The 17,616-nt window shown below is 51.4% G+C and carries 16 protein-coding genes; 9 read left to right on the top strand and 7 right to left on the bottom strand.

The window, feature by feature from the left end:
* Positions 1-96 precede the first annotated feature (96 nt).
* The 3 genes from DKB71_RS34250 to DKB71_RS34240 all read right to left on the bottom strand — a co-directional run bounded on the left by DKB71_RS34250 (position 97) and on the right by DKB71_RS34240 (position 2,782).
* Positions 97-579, bottom strand: a complete 483-nt coding sequence (locus DKB71_RS34250; RefSeq protein WP_408602146.1) for a hypothetical protein — start codon at positions 577-579, stop codon at positions 97-99.
* A 53-nt stretch (positions 580-632) separates the two neighbouring features.
* The gene (locus tag DKB71_RS34245) at positions 633-1,340 is read right to left on the bottom strand and encodes a lysostaphin resistance A-like protein (protein WP_408602145.1); all 708 of its coding nucleotides are present in this window, start codon (positions 1,338-1,340) and stop codon (positions 633-635) included.
* 344 nt (positions 1,341-1,684) lie between these two features.
* Positions 1,685-2,782, bottom strand: a complete 1,098-nt coding sequence (locus DKB71_RS34240; RefSeq protein WP_408602144.1) for a hypothetical protein — start codon at positions 2,780-2,782, stop codon at positions 1,685-1,687.
* A 417-nt stretch (positions 2,783-3,199) separates the two neighbouring features.
* Here DKB71_RS34240 and DKB71_RS34235 point away from each other — a divergent pair, with 417 nt between their 5' ends.
* Positions 3,200-4,024: a hypothetical protein gene (locus DKB71_RS34235; RefSeq protein ID WP_408602143.1), complete on the top strand. Its 825-nt coding sequence runs from the start codon at positions 3,200-3,202 to the stop codon at positions 4,022-4,024.
* A gap of 56 nt (positions 4,025-4,080) precedes the next feature.
* On the opposite strand, the gene DKB71_RS34230 is transcribed toward DKB71_RS34235, so the two are convergent.
* Positions 4,081-5,097, bottom strand: a complete 1,017-nt coding sequence (locus DKB71_RS34230; protein ID WP_408602142.1) for a hypothetical protein — start codon at positions 5,095-5,097, stop codon at positions 4,081-4,083.
* A gap of 385 nt (positions 5,098-5,482) precedes the next feature.
* Between DKB71_RS34230 and DKB71_RS34225 the strand changes: the two genes are divergently transcribed.
* From DKB71_RS34225 to DKB71_RS34215, 3 genes are read left to right on the top strand one after another with little or no spacing between them, the layout of a single operon-like run.
* Positions 5,483-6,109, top strand: a complete 627-nt coding sequence (locus DKB71_RS34225) for a CDP-alcohol phosphatidyltransferase family protein (RefSeq protein ID WP_408602141.1) — start codon at positions 5,483-5,485, stop codon at positions 6,107-6,109.
* Positions 6,099-6,698, top strand: coding sequence for a lysophospholipid acyltransferase family protein (locus DKB71_RS34220; protein WP_408602140.1), 600 nt, complete (start codon positions 6,099-6,101; stop codon positions 6,696-6,698). The genes DKB71_RS34225 and DKB71_RS34220 overlap by 11 nt, the downstream gene beginning before the upstream one ends.
* Positions 6,695-7,636 (top strand): phosphatidate cytidylyltransferase, encoded by a 942-nt coding sequence (locus DKB71_RS34215; protein ID WP_408602139.1) that lies wholly within the window; start codon positions 6,695-6,697, stop codon positions 7,634-7,636. The genes DKB71_RS34220 and DKB71_RS34215 overlap by 4 nt, the downstream gene beginning before the upstream one ends.
* Before the next feature lie 29 nt (positions 7,637-7,665).
* Here the strand turns inward: DKB71_RS34215 and DKB71_RS34210 are convergent, their stop codons facing one another.
* From DKB71_RS34210 to DKB71_RS34200, 3 genes are all read right to left on the bottom strand, one after another.
* Positions 7,666-8,475 carry a hypothetical protein gene (locus tag DKB71_RS34210; RefSeq protein ID WP_408602138.1) on the bottom strand — a complete coding sequence of 270 codons (810 nt, stop codon included), beginning with the start codon at positions 8,473-8,475 and terminating at the stop codon, positions 7,666-7,668.
* Between the two features lie 194 nt (positions 8,476-8,669).
* Complete coding sequence (locus DKB71_RS34205) at positions 8,670-9,092, bottom strand: hypothetical protein (RefSeq protein WP_408602137.1); 423 nt, start codon at positions 9,090-9,092, stop codon at positions 8,670-8,672.
* A gap of 255 nt (positions 9,093-9,347) precedes the next feature.
* Positions 9,348-9,791: a hypothetical protein gene (locus DKB71_RS34200; RefSeq protein WP_408602136.1), complete on the bottom strand. Its 444-nt coding sequence runs from the start codon at positions 9,789-9,791 to the stop codon at positions 9,348-9,350.
* Positions 9,792-10,016: 225 nt separating this feature from the next.
* Here DKB71_RS34200 and DKB71_RS34195 point away from each other — a divergent pair, with 225 nt between their 5' ends.
* From DKB71_RS34195 to DKB71_RS34175, 5 genes are all read left to right on the top strand, one after another.
* Positions 10,017-11,573, top strand: a complete 1,557-nt coding sequence (locus DKB71_RS34195) for an amidohydrolase family protein (RefSeq protein ID WP_408602135.1) — start codon at positions 10,017-10,019, stop codon at positions 11,571-11,573.
* Positions 11,574-11,993: 420 nt separating this feature from the next.
* A complete protein-coding gene (locus tag DKB71_RS34190; RefSeq protein ID WP_408602134.1) occupies positions 11,994-13,577 on the top strand; it encodes a prepilin-type N-terminal cleavage/methylation domain-containing protein in 1,584 nt (527 codons plus the stop codon).
* 218 nt (positions 13,578-13,795) lie between these two features.
* On the top strand, positions 13,796-15,196 hold the full coding sequence (locus tag DKB71_RS34185) for a prepilin-type N-terminal cleavage/methylation domain-containing protein (RefSeq protein WP_408602133.1): 1,401 nt from the start codon (positions 13,796-13,798) through the stop codon (positions 15,194-15,196).
* 163 nt (positions 15,197-15,359) lie between these two features.
* A complete protein-coding gene (locus DKB71_RS34180) occupies positions 15,360-17,000 on the top strand; it encodes a prepilin-type N-terminal cleavage/methylation domain-containing protein (protein WP_408602132.1) in 1,641 nt (546 codons plus the stop codon).
* A 20-nt stretch (positions 17,001-17,020) separates the two neighbouring features.
* Positions 17,021-17,572, top strand: coding sequence for a CbrC family protein (locus tag DKB71_RS34175; protein WP_408602131.1), 552 nt, complete (start codon positions 17,021-17,023; stop codon positions 17,570-17,572).
* The last annotated feature ends 44 nt before the right edge of the window (positions 17,573-17,616 follow it).

Here is a 17,616-nt window from a genome sequence, read left to right as displayed (position 1 = left end):
GTACATCGACAGATGCGGACGATATCTCAGCATCAACTTGCTATCAACTCTGAAATGACAAGGGGCAGTCCGGCCACCCCATGTCAGATATGTGGATCAGCAAGCGGCTGCTAACTCAGCAGGCTCCGGCTCAGGCTTGCCCTCGAGCGGCAGCGGAAAGCGGGTGCGATACTCCAGAACTTGAGCCAAGACCTCGGGCCAGGAACTAGGATCGAACCCCGCTTTGTCATCCACTATCAGGGAAAGGTAGAACTTCTCGTCGAAGCATCCGGTCTCGGTGCTGGCTTCCAGGGGGTTGGTATTTATGCCGACGATTTTGATGCCAGCCTCAGCGAAGAAGGCAGCCACACCTTCCTTGTCGGCCTGGTGCAGGGAGCTCCAAATGATAAAGTTGGTCTCCGGCAGTTCACTCAGGGCTTTCAGAACTGGCAGGCAATCCGGGGTCAGCCACTCGTAGGCCTTCGTGGAGTAGTTGGACTTGAGGCAGGTGCCATGCAGATCCAGAGCCCAGTAGACACGTGGCCAGCCGCGATGGTTGGAAACACTGTAGGCACGTTCGATAGCGCGTTCGATACTCATCTGTTTACCTCTGTGATTGTCGTTAAAGGCTCCGCTGAGCCTTGAGTTGTGGATCAGCCCGCGTTGACCGGGCTTAAAGTCATGGAGAGCAGGCTCATGTTGTTGACCAGGGCGTGCATCAGGATCGGAAGCAGAATTCCACCTGTGATCACCCTGGCCATACCGAAGCCAAACGCGAGCACCGCAATGACACCGAAGGTGATCGGGTTCGCGTACTGCGTGTGGACTGCCGAGAAGACGATTGCCCATAGGGCCGCTACGGCAATCGACCAGACCATGCTCTTGCGGTAGGGGAGCAGGGTGAACAGGTATTGCCTGAACACCAGCTCCTCAACGATAGGTGCCAGAAGGCCAACCATGATAAAGGTCAGCACGAACTCCATGGAGCCAATGGCATCCATCTGGCCACCCAGAGCTCTCAGGGCCGACTCTTCTTCCCCTGAGAAGGCGCTGCGTAGCGCTCCACCGCCGAACATGGCGACGAGGACAAAGGCTAGGCCTACCGCTGTGGTCTTGAGGTTGAAGGCTTTGCCAACAAAACTAAAATCTGCACCAGGGAATCGCTGGACGAACAGGATTGCTGGCGCGAGCACTGCCAGGAAGGCCAAGTAGATTGCGGAACCAGTCAGTCCGGTGTGATTCTGAGCAAACAGGTCGACACCCGCTGTTTTCATTGCCCATAAGAATGGGACGATTAGGGCGGCGGGGAGTACCAGAACGCAAGCCACTGCGAGGACGTGTGCGGCTTTTGGGTAACGCATCTTCTTCCTTAAATTGACATGGCGGGCCGTCATGGCGCTGTCGCACATGGTGATGGCTTAATGATACAGGAAAAACGATCGCCGTCAATTCATGGCTAATGTTGCTGGCATTGGATAATGCTTTCGCCTGCAGCCTATACTGACTCCCTGTGTGAATCGGTCTACTCTCGGGCAAACGGCATTTCTTTGATTGCGCCGATATGTGTATTTAGTTCGTAATAGAAGTATGAAAATTAAGCGAGCAAAGTATTAGCACTCTATAGATTGGCGCACAAAACTAGGGAGGCTGATAGCAGTAAGTTGTTATGTAGTGCTCACCAATCATGGTGGGCACTGCCTTTAAATCAATTCGGTTTGAACATGTTTTGCATCATACTGAGCATAGGGTCAACATGACTGTTTGACCATACATGAATTAACTCACTCGAATTTTCGATGAGTTCAGGATTTTTGATATCACTCTGAGTATTTGATGTTAGCTTAGCCAGAGAGAAGATTGCCTCAATACTTGTTGAGCGTTCTGTAAGAACCATGGTTCTCCACTCACCATCGATATAGACCTCGCCCCAGTAGGTTACCTGAGCGCCATCGTCTTCACTTTCGCGGTGGGATATTGGGGAGCTATAGAACAGGAAAGCTTGGTCGTAATGCCCTTCGAAAGCAGTCTCGAAGGTATATTTCAACTGATTGGCAGCAGGGTCTTCGTCATCGTAGGGTGTCTTCAATGGGCCGCAGATAAAAACCGGGACTGTATGTTTGGTATCAACTGCATAGAAGAAAGGATCTAGGAATTGATCTCGAAATCCTTGATTTGTCTTAATGGTGATACCAAGGTGTTTAAAGATGGCGAGCCAACCATCTGGTAAAACCGGCTTGGACAATCGCAATGATTCTAAGAAATTTTCACCACCGCCGAATAGGTTCTCTACGTCATCATCCTCAAACTCAGAAATATACGGAGTAGGATCGAACTCAGTGTCGAAAATATCCTCAAGCCTGATATCGAACTTTTTCGGAATTATTTCTGAGGTGGGGGATAGGTTTTGGATAAATAGCCGAATGAAAAGTCTGCTAAAATTATGATGAGCCAGCACGCAAGTAAAGTATTCAAATCTTTCTGTTTGATGGTCGGCATCAATTTCACCTAGGAACTCATCCGAGTACAGCATGTACTCACTGATGAGTTCATCAGGTTCAACGAATTCAGAGTCTGTCTCTCCTTGCTCCTCACGCATTTCAGCGATTGTGATGCTTGAGTGCCTTTGCGAGGCGGCGACAAACAACATGTTTAGATCTTCCATCATTGTTAATTCAGCATAAACTGATAAGCATACTGATGGGGATAGCTTTGTAACCTCAGCAAATACGTCGGCCCACTCAAGGATTTCGTTCGGCGATATAGCTGTGAACGTTTTTACCCAGAGGTCAGCATTTTCTCTCATCGTTCTCGTCCTGATTTGTGATGCGGTCTAACGTTGGAGGGTATCACTCCGTAAAATTCACATCCATGCACAATGGTTCCGATTTGTGGATTAAAGCCACAGCGGTTAAACCGTGTGGTAATTCACCAGGGCCTACAGTCCTCATTCGAACCAATTTTTACATTCCGATAAACCTACAATCTGAGTATTAACGGAATAGTCAGCGTGACTGGCGGGGAGCGACACAAGTGGCCTTGATTCGCCAGCACCGACATGGCATATTGCCCTGGCCTCGCAGGGGCACGCTCATCCGTTTAAGCAAAGTGGTACCGCCACACTGTGTTTCACCCTCTAAGCATCAAACTCGCACTCAGCCTCATCGGCCCCTGTGTGCTCGTTAACGGATGGCGTTCACCAGGCACAACCGGAGTTGCTGAAATGCCTGTTTCCTTTCAAACCGTACGCACCCTCAATGGCCTGAAAAACCGCGCTGAAGCCTTGGCTGCGGAGCATTCACTCGGCCACATGAAATCCCTCGATCTGGCTTCTCAAGAGCTTGGTTACTCTGGGTACAAGAAAGCCCAGCAGAACCTCCCCGCCAAAATGGTCACGATCCAGGTCAAAGTCCGCTGGCATGACACACGCTACAAACTGCGGGGCACCGAAAGTATCTCGTACCCATTCATGCAGCCTCTGGCACAAATGCTTTCTCCTGCAAAGGGCCGGCGCCGCCAGCGTCTAGGTATGTTCGTCATGACAGATGCAAACCTGCTAGAACTCGAGCTTCAGCTTGAGATGCCTACGGGTGCGCAGACTGAGGCTCGACGCAAGGCTTGCCAGACGATTCGCCGGCTGATGTTCATGGAGGCGCTCGGTGTAACGCTGGCTCCGCCTAATGTCATAGGGTGGTCAACAGGCCCTGGCACTAATCGTGTCGATAATGAAGTGCGGATGCCCGGCACAGATCACCACAGCGTCTGGGTAACGCAGGAGGGCGCTGTGTTGATCGTGGACGAGCCTTACCTCAACAGCGACGGCCAGAGGCCCAAGATGGATCGGCAACTCGCCTGGTGCGATGCGAATGGCTTTGAGATGGCAGTCCCTACCTGGAAAGGAATGTGGAACCCTGAAGGCGGGACGCACATGTCACTTTTGGCACGCAAGGATTCTGGGTTAGATCTTCAGGAAATGGCTGAAAAGCTGGTGAATTTGCCAGATGACTTCGGTCAGAAAGAGTGGCGTGGTAGTAGCACCAGCCGCTAACACACCATCGCAGCGTGTAGCCGGGCAAGTGTGGTCTATTGCCCGGCTGTTTTGACTTAGATCTTCTGGTAGCGCTTCTGCTTGCCGAAGAACGTTTTCAGGTAGGTGTCGATTTTGGATTTCGCCTCCTCGAACGGCATCTCCATCCATAGATCCAACCTGAAGGGAAGGTCGGAGTCTCGGGTGTCTTCGTGCAGACGGGCGATAAACTCGAGACCCTTTTCGGTCACCGAGATTTTCGCTTCTGTGAGTTTGCACAGGCCAAGGGAAACCAATTGTCTGGTGATACACAATCGAGAGGCGGGGGAGCCGATGCCATCCAGATGGCGATAACTATCAACTTGGTATTTACCCGTTCCCATCCAATGGTGACCAGCCATGTCACATTCAATTCTGTTTATGCTTTTCTCACCCTGTTCGTTCACATAGAAAAGGGTTTGAAGCGCATACTTACTAATGAATACAGGCTGATCCGTTTCGAAAACATCGCGGTAGAGATTCCCTAAAACTGGTAGCGAATTCAGAGCGTAGTTGTAGTCAAAGTAAAATTTAATCCGCCCGGCGTTCTTGAGTGTTTGGTACTCGAAAAGCTTGGTGGTTTTCATGTTGGAAAATCGTTGAGCAATGGCTTCACCATCCAACGGCCAGATGTTAGTGATAACTGGCAGATCTTGATCAATCAAGTTAGGACGGAAAAGCTTAAACACTTGCTCTATCCCCCATACCCCGGAGTAGTCCCAGTCAGGCGCGCACACAATGTGATCGGCTCGATTGATCAGGTCGGACGTTGCTTCAATAGTAAGGCGAATCGTAGGCGCCAGTCCGGTATCGATTACTTCATTTGCCCAGCAAAACTCGAAGTGTGGTTCATGCCAGCGTTCAGGATCAGGCTTGCACTGCGGTTCGGTGGTCATCGGGTAGGACGAGTATGCCAAGCCCCTGGGGAGGATGAACGAAACCATCGTAATGGTCACAGCAGACAGGATGATGAGCTCATCATCTGGCCAGGTCGCTTTGGCAGCTTTTGCCAGGGCGCGGGCGACAGCGGGTTTTTCTACAATGATCAGGCGCATTTTTCCATTCTCATAATGAGCGGTAGGTGAAGCATGGCTTAGCCATGGACTGGCGGCGATCCTAGCGGCAGGAACAGGTGATGTCAATTTATGAGCATTAATACAGATGGTACAAGCCCAGCCTGTGAACGGTAAGCTCGCTACTGCGCCTTTGGCGCCTACGCTTTTACCTTAGCGCCCGTCGAAACGATTTGTCACGATGTCAATATATGCATATGAGTTGCTGCTGACCCCTGAAATCACTGGATAAATCACGCTCAGAACCATGAATTTCTGAGCCGTAAAGCGTGGGGCTCAAGGGTGCTGCGGAGCTTTAAGTTTTGCGTCCAAATGGATGCAACGAACGCCTTGTGGCCAGGATCTATTAACCGAAGGAAGAACAAAATTGGATGAGAACAGAAGGCCTATAAAAACGCGCTCAAGCGCCTGGGCGCAGGCCCTTACTCGGGCGTTCGTTAAACGCGACATTTCTCCTAACCAGATCTCAGTGCTGAGCATTGGCTTTGCACTGGTCGGGGCGCTGGCGCTATGTGTTGACCAGGGGATTGTAGCCTCCATCATTTGCCTGCTCGGCATCCAGTTGAGGCTTATCTGCAACCTGCTCGATGGGATGGTGGCCATCGAGGGTGGTAAGAAGTCTCCAGTTGGGGCGCTCTACAACGAATTCCCTGACCGTATCGCTGACAGCCTGCTTCTGATCGCGCTTGGTGTCGCTACAGGCTTTCCTTCGCTCGGGTGGTTCGCTGCATTGGTCGCAGCCCTTACGGCCTATGTGCGCGTCTTTGGAGGCTCTCTGTCCCTGCCGCAACACTTCGGCGGGCCGATGGCCAAACAACACCGGATGGCGGTTATGAGTGTTGCCCTGGTACTGAACGCCGTCGAGGTCTTTTATTTGGAGACGCATCACGCTCTGTTGATCGGGCTGATCGTAATCTTGGTAGGTTCCCTGATCACCTGCGTTACCCGTACGCTCAAGATCGCCAAACAGTTGGAGGCACCTCATGTGGATTAGTGATCTGTTGATTGCTTTCCTGCGGCTTGTGATTGGCGCCACTGCCAAGTGGGAAAGCCAACCTGACTTCTCGCGCCAGCGCATATACATCGCGAACCACACCAGCCACATCGATACGCTCGCGATCATGTCTGCGCTACCGAGAGAGGCGCGCATAAAAACCAAGCCCATCGCGGCTGCGGACTACTGGGGTAAAAATCGCTTTCTGTCTTGGGTATCGCAAAAGGGCCTGAATGCAGTGCTGATAGACCGGAAGGGTAAGTCGAGAGAGGAAGCGCTGGCTCCGGTAGTGGAAGCGTTGAATGCCGGGCACTCAGTGATTTTCTTTCCTGAAGGCACTCGATCCCAAAACTCCATGCCAGGCGAGTTCAAATCAGGCCTGCACAGTCTGTATAGCCAGTTTCCCGATGTAGAGCTGGTACCCATCTACCTGGAGAACCTGCACCGGGCAATGCCCAAGGGTAAACATGTGCCGCTGCCGATTCTGTGCACCATCCGGATCGGCAATCCTATCGTCCGCTTGGAAGGGGAGAAAAGAGTCCCTTTCCTAATGCGTGCTCATCAAGCAGTAGTGGAGCTGTCGAAATGATCGAGGAGCGTTTTAACTGGTTTGTCGGCGGCATCCTGGCGCTGCTGGTTGTGGCATCGCTGGTTGGGTTCGTACTGTCCAAGACTGTCCGATCAGAATCCGGGGTAGCAACCGTGATCAACCTTAACCAGCGAATTTCTGCCTGGTGGCTCATGATCGTCATACTGTTGGTGTCGTTCTGGATGGGCAGCGCAGCGACCTTCGTGCTCTTTGCCGTTATCTCGCTGTTGGCGCTGCGAGAGTTCATCACACTTACTCCTACGCGCCCGGCTGATCATTATGCGCTGTTCTGTGCGTTCTTCGTCCTGATCCCGCTGCAGTATGCTTTGATCGGCATTTCCTGGTATTCGATGTTCACCCTGTTGATTCCGGTTTATGCCTTTCTGCTGCTGCCGGCCATTTCGGTGCTGGGTCAGGACACAGAGTCTTTTGTTGAGCGCACGGCGAAGATCCAGTATGGAGTAATGATCGCCGTGTATTGCATCAGCCACGCGCCGGCTCTGTTGCTGCTGAACCTTGAGGGCTACGAAGGGGAGAGCGCTTTGCTGTTGTTCTACCTGATCTTCGTAGTGCAGATCAGCGACGTGTTGCAGTACGTGTTCGGCAAACTCTTTGGACGGCGTAAGGTTGCTCCGCTGGTGAGTCCTTCGAAGACTGTGGAGGGGCTTGTGGGAGGTGGCCTGGCCGCGACCCTGATCGGCGGATGCATGTTCTCGATCACTCCATTCAGCTTCCTGCAGTCCTTGCTGATGTCGTTCATCATCGTGGCCATGGGATTCCTGGGCGGATTAGTGATGTCAGCGATGAAGCGGAGTATGAGAGCGAAGGACTGGGGAACGATGATCAAAGGCCACGGCGGCATGCTGGATCGAATGGACTCGATCTGTTTTGCGGCGCCGGTCTTCTTTCACATCACGCGATACTTCTTCTCTGCATAATCGGTGAGCGGGGGAAGCCCCCGCATACGTTAGGATTTTTTACGGCTTGGAGGTGTGACATCGAAATAGCTTGGTGGAAGACCAAGTTTGATTGCCAGCCTACTGGCCTGGATTCTATCCAGCTTCAACTCTTCAGAGAGGTACCGATTCAGACCAGTTGTATTGATATCGTACTCTTCTGCGAAATGGTCTACCTCCTGATTCCCAATCAAGTCCTTCAGCGCTGCAAGGCGGCTTGAATCCGATGGGGTGTAGTTGCTTTTTGCAGCTGCAGCCTGCAGCTCCTTATACGTTTTCGGAGGTTCCGAAAATATTGGATTCTTCCGCTTCAGTTTGTCCCTGATCCTGGCATGTGGAATTCTAGGTAGATAGTCGCTTGCTGGCGGAGTGACGTCGAAAAAGTTGATGGCAAGGCCCAGTCTCAGGGCAAGCTTTCTGCCATGATTTTTATCAAGCTTAAGTGCGCCTGATAGATACTTCTCGATGCCACTCCATATGGTATTAAGGTTTTTTTCGAGGTCTGCTTCAGGTTTAGCGGCAATAAGCTCTTTGAGAACTGCAAGGCGCTTCAGTTCGGTAGCCTTATACTGATTTTTGGTAACGATCTTGCCTGTTCGGACACGCGGAATGATGGTTTCGAAATAGTATGGTTGATAGCCTAATCTGACGGCTAACGTGATGCCAATCGTTCTCGTCAGTGGTTCCTTTCTGGAAATATAGTCGCGGATTTCTTGAGTAGGCAGTTTATGATTATGTGCGAACTCATCAACACTGCTTCCATAAATGAGTATCTCTAGTGCTAGAGCCCGTGACTCATCGGTAGCTTCAATATCAATCATCTGGCACCCTGTGCTGCTTTTATTATCCTGCTGATTCCAGTTTGATTAGAACCAGTAATTCACTATGTAAAAAACCGGCAATAGGTAGGATTTGTTGAGTCCCTAGCTCACCGACGTAAACTAAGATAGCACAACGAGCCGGCCAGGTTATCACCTGGCCGGTCTCTACTTTAGGGCTTCGAAGAGACGATGATTCAAGATTCCACAGGAGGGCTTAAGGTGGGAACAATACGCATCGCTTGTCGACGCTCCTTCACAGACTCTTCAGCGGCCATGGCTCTGAGCATGTCTGCGTTCTCTCTCGCATCTTGAGCACCGGCCTCGTCTCCCTGTGAAAGCAATTTTTGGGCTTGATACTCAGAAGCCTGGGCGCCGGCGAGAAGGGAGGATGAGAGGCTGGGTGGCTTGCGCTCCAAGAGTTTTCTTTGACGCACTGTGTGCTGGAGAATGATCAGAGCTCTCATTTCAAAGGCTTCTTTGGTGAGCGCCTCCCTCGATGATTCCAGTAGGCCTGGTTCATCAGTCGGGTTATCTAAGCAAGCCTGCACTAAGTCGACAGCTCCCAAAAGCTCTCTAATTTTCGCCAGCAGCTCATTTCTTTCGTGGTCAATGCTCATAACTGGTGTTTCTTCACAGAGGTGGTGGCGATGGTGCTTTTTTCAGGGGGCGATATTTTAGTCGCGAAATGAATCTAAATGTGTCAAATAAATGTAAATTGTTCTACAAATTCCCTGAATTTGCCGGTTTTGCCATGCGGCCATCGCGTTTCATGGCTCGGCGTTGCCTCCGATAAATAGTTGACAACAAAGTCAGCTTTCCGACAATGGCCGTTCAGCGCCTTGTGGCTTTTCGTACCTCAGTGTTGACCTGGATCAACATAATTCGCTTTTCATGGCTGACATTTCGCCTTCGACGTGACTGTCTACGGTGGCCTGGTTGCCGGGTTCATATCGGGCCGGCAGACTGAGAGAATCAGCAATGATGATAGGGGAGAGCCCAAACTGATCGGCTGTAATGTCGATGATGTAAGGGGTGCCGTGCATATCGAGCTCCACCCAGTAGTGGCCATGCCCCACTTGGCCAATGAAAAGACCTCCATCGCTTACACCGTTACCGCCTCGGATTCTCGCTTTGTGCTTGGTGAATTTGTTGATCAAAGTGGAGCAGAGAATCACCGCGTAAAGGCAGGAGCCTTTGGTTTGACTGTGGTTCAGTGACATCTCGAGCAACCTGACAAATAGCCCCCTCGCGTCCGATACGAGTTTTTTCACATCGTCGAGTTCGGCGGCTGTGGCTTCAGTCGTGGCGAAGCTCATTTTGTGTGTCTCTAGGGTGAAAGGGGGTTCATGCTAGAGATTCCGAATAGGCGTAGCAACCTGTCGGTGGCCATGGGCACTAAATGTTCAAAATAACAATCAGCGACATCGATTATGCCGAATTGATAAGACTCAAAATCATTACCAGTTCGGGGAGCGAATGGCCTTCAACTAAGCTTTCCAGCACCCACCACGTTGGATAATTCGAGTTCGAGGAGATTGGCCATGCACTTTCCAATCAGAATAGTGGATATGCACACGCACCTATTCAATGCGCGCTACATGCCACTTGCGAGTGTTATTGCGGATGCTATGAGAAAACCGGATAGCGCGCTTGCGAATGGTGTAGCCAATCTGCTGGTTTCCTTGACCGGCTCCTCCTATAAGGAACAAAAAGGCTTTTTTGCGGCTACGCATTTCCTAAGTGAAGAAGCCAAAAATGAATACAGAATCGATCAAATCTGGAAGATAACTCAGCACGAGCTGCTTTCCCGTTCGGGATCTAGGGATGCGGTTAACAACGGGCCTGCGGTTCTACGTGATATCCCTTTCAGCTCGCAGAGCTTCAACCGAATCCCCAAAAGCGACATCTCAGTCATCGTTGACTCTCTCGCGACCATTGACTATGCCGCCGAAGGCTTTGATGAGCCGGAGCCAGCCGCTTTGGATCAGCCAGCTCCCGCAGTGATTGATGACCTGTTTGGCACCACGCTCTTCAAGCTTGAATGGCCCCTTGGCAACGTGCTTGATCATGCAGAGAAGGCGGTCAAGAAGTCACTACGGGCTGTCACTGCGTTGATGGATCCTATGGCGTGGGGAAAGCCTGAAAACTACCTGGAGTTCTTCCTGACCATGCTCAACTCAGAAGAGGACATGCTCACGAAGGTTATGGACGGGTATGGCCCTGGGTTGCCCCCGTTACAGATTGTGCATTTCATGATGGATATGCAAATGGCCTACCCAGGCCACAAAGAGCCCCATTACCCGTTCTTCCCAACACAAGTCGAGTTTATGCAGAACCTGCAGCGTAAGCATCCGAACCAAGTGTATGGATTCTGCGCTTTCGATCCTCGCCGACCAGGTGATTGGCGCAAGCGGTGCCAGGACGCAATTGCCAAAGGCTTCATTGGCTTCAAATTCTACCCGCCTTTAGGCTACAAGCCATTTGGGGACGAGGCAGGTGTACAGGCTGTCACCAATGAGTTTTTTGATTTCTGTGTGGAAGGGGATATACCGATTTTTACTCATTGCACTCCTCAGGGATTTCAAACTCACCTCAAAGAGGGCAAGAACGCACATCCGAACAACTGGAAGTCTGTTCTGGAGACCCCTAAATGGAACAATCTAAGGCTGTGTTTAGGGCACGCCGGTGGTGAAGATGTCCTGACAGACGACATAAACTCTGCAGGCTGGATGGCGGCAGACGATAATGAGTGGATAGCCACAGACAATTTTGCCCGGATTGTAACCGAGCTTTGCACGAATTATCCGAACGTATATTGCGAAGTTGCGAATATGTTTCCAATGCTCAACAAGAACAACGGCGCAACATTCGTGTCGAATTTGGAGCGTGCTAGAAAAGCAGCTGCTACTGATGGTCGGCCATACGATCTGATGGACAAGATTGCATATGGGACTGATTGGCATATGCCTGACATGGTCGATAACACCAGGCGGTATTTCGAGGTCTTCTTGAACATTATGAACCGAGAAGAATACAGGCCACATATCGACAAGTTCTTCTGGGAAAACTCCTACAATTACATGAAAGTCACAAAATGAAATAAGAAGTCGAGAGCGCGAAGGGGGCATGAGTGCTGGCCACGAATGCGGTATTTCGCATCTGTGCCCCCGCCAGCAGGGAAATCGCAAAGCAGTTCCTATACGAAACTGGAAAATAGGGCGAAATGTTCGATCAAATTACGCCGTCTACATTCGATATTTTTGATGTTTGCAAAGGTCGAGAATTCAACTAGTTTTATATCAAATCGCCACACCACCAGTAATTCCAGTCCAAACTGGTTGGTATTAATTTAACATCAGGCGATGCGCTTTGTTTTTCTGGCTAAAAACTGAACAAGTTTGATTTCAGTTTGATATTTAATAATCTTAACCGGTGAAGTTAATTGAGTGTGTGCGTGTTTTATTTGGGCATGGCCCCCTATATGATCAGACTAATTCATTTTTTGTAGAGTTATATGCATGGGCCAGAGACAAAGGGGTGTGACGCTCATTGAGCTTATTCTGGTCATAGGGATTATGGCAGTAATGACCTTGCTTTCTTTTTATGAAAAGCAAACGGATTTGGAGCAGTCACGCGCTAGGCAGGTGGGTGCGTACCTCTACCAGTACAACAACGCAGTCCGAAGCGCCCTGGCCCAGGGCTTTGTGACGGCTTCCGCGACGAAACTCGGCACGGACTGGCTTAAAAACACATCCTGTGGCGGCACGCAGGCTATTGGTGCTGAGTTTTTGCCCTGTGAATTTCCAACGGCCACTATTGCTGACCCGATCCTATTCGGCAGGTTGAGTCTTTCCACTGTAATCACCGTGACCGGATCAGCACCGAACAAGAAATTCACCGCTACCACGATGACATCGCCATTTACGCTGACAAGCCCATCAGGGGTTTCCGACATTCGGGCCGATCTCTCTGGGATTGCGAGTCTTTCCGCTGCAGCCGCTTTGACTTCAGGCTTTCAGTCCACGGCGTCAGGCCTGTCTCCCTACACCGCAACCACCGACTCAAGCTACAAGTCAGATCCTATTACTGCGAAGATCACCATGGTGGCCAGCAACTCCGCAAGCAATGACGTTTGGTTACGCACTGACGGCGGAAACAAGATGCATGCCTCGTTAGGGTTCGACGGAACCAACCCGGCAGACCGGATGATTGTTGGCGCGTCTTCCATCGAAAACTTCGCAGGGCAGGTGCTTCGTATCGGGTCTGGCAGCGGTCTGACAGCAGTCGCTGGCGCTGGGGTGGTCATCGATTCATCCGGCGAGGTTCTCGGCGACTTCAGAGTCAGGCGTTCGCTTGTAGTCGATAACAACGTGGCCGTTTCCGGTGCAATCACAGCAGCTGGAACCATCAAATCCAACAGCAACCTTGAGGCAAACGGGAATGCCATTGTCCAAGGTTCTGTCGTAGCGCAGGGTAACGTAACCTCGAACGCGTCGATGAGTTCAGCGGGCAACATGACGGCAGGTGGTGCTCTGGTCAGTCAGATTTTTTACGACTCGAACAACATGGCGTATTACGTCGATCCCCATGCAACCAGCAACATCAACACAATGGTGGCAGCTGGGAACATCACTGCAGCTGGCAACTTAACCGCTGGTGGGGCAGTGCTTGGTCAGGTCTTCTATGATTCTAACAACACAGGCTACTACGTTGATCCTCACGCTACATCCAACCTTAACGCTATGCAGGCCAACGCAGTCACTTCGTTCGGGCGTATGAGGACAGGTGAGTTCCTGGATCTTGGTGGTGTTGCTAACGTTGGTTGGGGATGCGCCCCGAGTGGGCTTCTCGGTAGAGACCCATCAGGAAAGGCGATTTCTTGTGTAAATGGGGTTTGGGAAGCACTCGGTGGCGGGTCGCCTACCTGTATGAACATCGGCATTCCAGGCTATTCATCCTACGATGTTTCAGTCTATACATGTCCAGGTGGCTATACTAAGACCGGCTGGGACACCACTGGTGAAAACTGGAGAAGCAGTAGCACGCCAGGCATCATCATTGGTGAGAACGACTATGCGGTAGTTTTCTGCTGCAAATTCTGACAGACAATCTACGTAAATTGACAAGAGCCTCGTTTTAACGGGGTTTTTGCATTCATAAACCCCTAATGTTAAATGTTTGATGCTATGAAGAGTACCAGCTCTCCGGCCCACTTGCTGCTAATTTACATATACAGAACAATCACATAGCTTTACTAAGTATCAATGATTTTTGCTCACCGATATCATGTCAATAGATTGATATAAAGGGAGCTTAATCAATGAGAAAACCACGCCAAGGGTTTACTTTGCTCGAATTGATACTCGTCATCGGGCTGATGTCTGTTCTGACCCTGTTGTCATTTTATGAGAAGCAGACCGATTTGGAGCAGGCCCGTGCTCGACAAGTCGGTGGAGTCTTATACCAATACAACAATGCCGTGCGCAGTGCTTTGGCGCAAGGTTTGGTAACCTCAACCACGACTAAGGTTGGCACGGACTGGCTGAAGAACAGCTCCTGTGGCGGCGTGCTTGCCGTTGGCTCAGAGCTGCTGCCATGCACATTTCCTGCTGCTACAGCGCTTGAGCCGATTTCGTTCGGGAGGATGAGTCTCTCGACAGCGATTGTTGTGACCGGCACAGCGCCAGCCAAAAAGTTCACAGCAACTACATTGACCTCCCCATTCACCCTGGTCAACACACTTGGGGTAGCGAACGTTCGGGCTGATTTGGCCGGTGTCGCGAGCCTCTCAGCGGCAGCCGCCATGACTTCTGGTTTTCAGTCGGGCGCTTCTGGTGGGCTAACCCCATTCACCGCAACCACAGACTCCAGCTACAAGGCAGACCCAATAACGGGCAAGATCACCATCGTCGCCAGCAATACGGCCAACAATGATGTGTGGCTCAGGACAGATGGCGGCAACCAGATGCATGCCACCCTCAATTTTGACGGTACAGATCCTGGGGATCGAATGATCGTTGGCGCTTCGACCATTCAAAATTTTGCCGGACAAGTGCTTCGTATTGGGTCGGGGAGTGGCCTGACACCCGTTACGGGGGCTGGGGTGGTTATTGACGCCACAGCCGAAGTGCTCGGTGACTTCAGGGTGCGAAGAACCCTGTCTGTCGACAATAGTCTCAACGTGACAGGGAATATCACGGCCACTGGCGCTATCCGAGCCGGTACCAACCTGGAAGCTAACGGTAGCGTGGTTGCTCAGGGGAACGTCACTGCGAATGGGTCAGTGAGTGCTGCTGGAAACGTAACGGCAAATGGCGCATTGGTCAGCCAAGTTTTTTACGATGCGAACAATATGGGCTACTACGTCGACCCACACGCCACCAGCAACCTCAACTCTTTAGCGGCGAACTACATTTCTTCAAACGGCAGGATCCGGGCAGGGGAGTTCGTTGAGATTAGCGGGGTAGCGAATGAGGGGTGGGGCTGCTCCCCTAATGGCCTCATCGGTCGTACCGCTGCTGGGGGAATACTTTCATGCCAATCTGGGATCTGGAAGGCCGGTGGATTGACCCTTGGCCCTACGGTTCTTGGTGGTCAGACAGGGTATGACGTTAAGGATGGTGGTACGGTGACATATGACGTGTATTGCCCGGCAGGCACGGTCATGGTTGGTCTGAGAAACATTGTTTGGGGCGATATTTTTCAGCTGATTTGCCAATGAGCCGATACCCCTTTCTGGCTGGGATGCCTCCAAACGTTACTGGATGGAGGCTTTCTGAGGATATTTCACCCTAAGCACAGAATTTTTCCGTCAATATTTGGGATATGAATTTCCTCGCTCAGCCGATATTATTATGGATAACATAATAAGAAGAGCTTATCGGATGAGCCAGAAACGTAACGGATTTACGCTGCTCGAGTTGATCCTAGTCATCGGACTGATGTCTGTTCTGACTTTACTGTCTTTTTACGAAAAGCAAACTGATTTGGAGCAGGCCCGTGCCAGGCAAGTTGGCGGGTATCTCTATCAGTACAACAATGCCGTCAGGAGCGCTTTGGCTCAGGGACTCATCCCAAATACGACCACGAAGCTGGGATCTGCTTGGCTAAAAAACAGTACCTGCGGTGGTATTCTTGCCGTGGGTTCAGAATATCTTCCATGCGACTTCCCTGCGGCAACGACAATCGATCCGATCAAGTTCGGGCGCTTGAGCCTTTCGACTGCTGTGGTTGTTTCCGGAACAGCCCCTGCCAAGAAGTATCAGGCAACAACCATGACGTCGCCATTTACCCTGATCAGCTCGTTCGGGGTCGCGAACACACGGGCAGATCTCGCAGGAATAGCTAGTTTGTCTGCTGCAGCCGCACTGACTTCAGGCTTTCAGGTGGGGGCATCCAGTGGCTTGTCTCCGTACACCGCCACGACCGACTCAAGTTACAAAGCAGATCCCTTATCAGGTGTGATTACCATCGTTGCCAGTAACACGGCGAGTAACGACGTCTGGCTGCGCACGGACGGTGGCAACAAGATGCATGCCACCCTCAATTTCGATGCTACAAACCCGGTAGACCGGATGATCCTGGGGGCATCCAGTATTCAGAACTTTGCAGGCCAGGTACTCCGTATCGGAAATGGCAGTGGCCTCACACCGGTCACCGGCGCCGGCGTTGTCATCGACTCCACCACGGAAGTGCTCGGCGATTTTAAAGTCCGTAGAAACCTCTCTGTAGACAACGGGATCAACGTCACAGGAGATGTTACCGCCACGGGAACAGTACGTGCTGGTGGTAACTTAGAGGCCAACGGTCATGCCATTGTTCAGGGCTCAGTTGTTGCCCAGGGTGACGTAACGTCGAACTCGTCAATGAGTGCTGCCGGCAATGTTACAGCTGGCGGCGCCCTGGTTAGCCAGATTTTCTATGACTCAAACAATATGGGCTACTACGTTGATCCCCATGCAACCAGCAACGTAAATACTGTGAATGCAACTGGCAACCTTAACGCTGCAGGCAACGTGACGGCTGGTGGGGCAGTGTTTGGTCAGCTTTTCTATGATTCGAACAACACGGGCTACTACGTCGATCCTCATGCCACCAGCAACCTCAACTCTCTCTACTCGAACTACATAGCTTCCAATGGCCGGGTGAGAGCCGCAGAATTCTTGGAGCTGGGCGGTATAGCCGCCGAAGGTGGTGGTTGCGCCCCTAACGGGCTTGTGGGGCGCGATGTAAAGGGGTCACTCCTGTCCTGCCAATGGGGCCTGTGGCAATCCTCCAGTGCTTCAGCTGTTCTGACGGGTGCAATCACGCATGGTCAGCAGATACCGCTGCCGGCAGGTAAGACGCAGGCTCAATGCACCTTTTCAGTGGCATCCGGTACGAACTCACACCCTGGATCCCGTCCGGACTATGCAGGTGGTAACTATGCATCCGTCGATGGCAACAGGGTGGTGACGTGCGGCTTTATGGACAAAGGACAGGTCATCATTGGTGGTGTCTGCTCCTATGTCGTTGCGTGTAACTGATCAATCCAGGTAGGTAAGAAATGCAACTTCCGATCTTCAAGTACCACCCAGATCCAATCGATACCCGCACATTCGTCACCTCGGAGGCTGAGTGCGCGGTTTGCAATCAAAAGACCGGGTATGTCTACGACGGGCCTGTACACACCGTAGAAGAAGCAGATGAGGATGATGAAAACCAGGCATCCATTTGCCCGTGGTGTATTGCCAACGGCAATGCGGCATCCAAACTGAAGGTCGAATTTTCTGGATTCTTCTCGCTTAGCGATCATGATGGGATTCCTGATCAGGTCAAAGATGAAATCCTGACGCGCACACCTGGTTTTATCACCTGGCAGGATCAGATCTGGCTCGTGCATTGTGGAGATGTTTGTCAGTACCTAGGGAGGGCAGGCGGGCCTGAGATTCGGAATCTTCATCCCGAAGTCATTGAGCAGATCAAGGAAGACTACTGCTCGGACGACCTGGAGATTGAGGAGTATCTCGACGACATTGAAAAAGAAGGATCGCTAGTCGCTTTGATCTTTCAGTGCAGGCACTGCGGCCATAAGGAATGCCATCTCGAAGCCGACTGACATTTAGATTGGATGGATAGAGGGGCGCCACGTTGCGCCCCTTT

The sequence above is a fragment of the Pseudomonas sp. PLMAX genome, assembly GCF_046042685.1.
In the GTDB taxonomy this organism is placed as follows: Bacteria; Pseudomonadota; Gammaproteobacteria; order Pseudomonadales; family Pseudomonadaceae; genus Aquipseudomonas; species Aquipseudomonas putida_AE.
The sequence above is the reverse complement of the archived record's forward strand: the minus strand, read 5'-3'. Positions and strand labels throughout refer to the sequence as shown.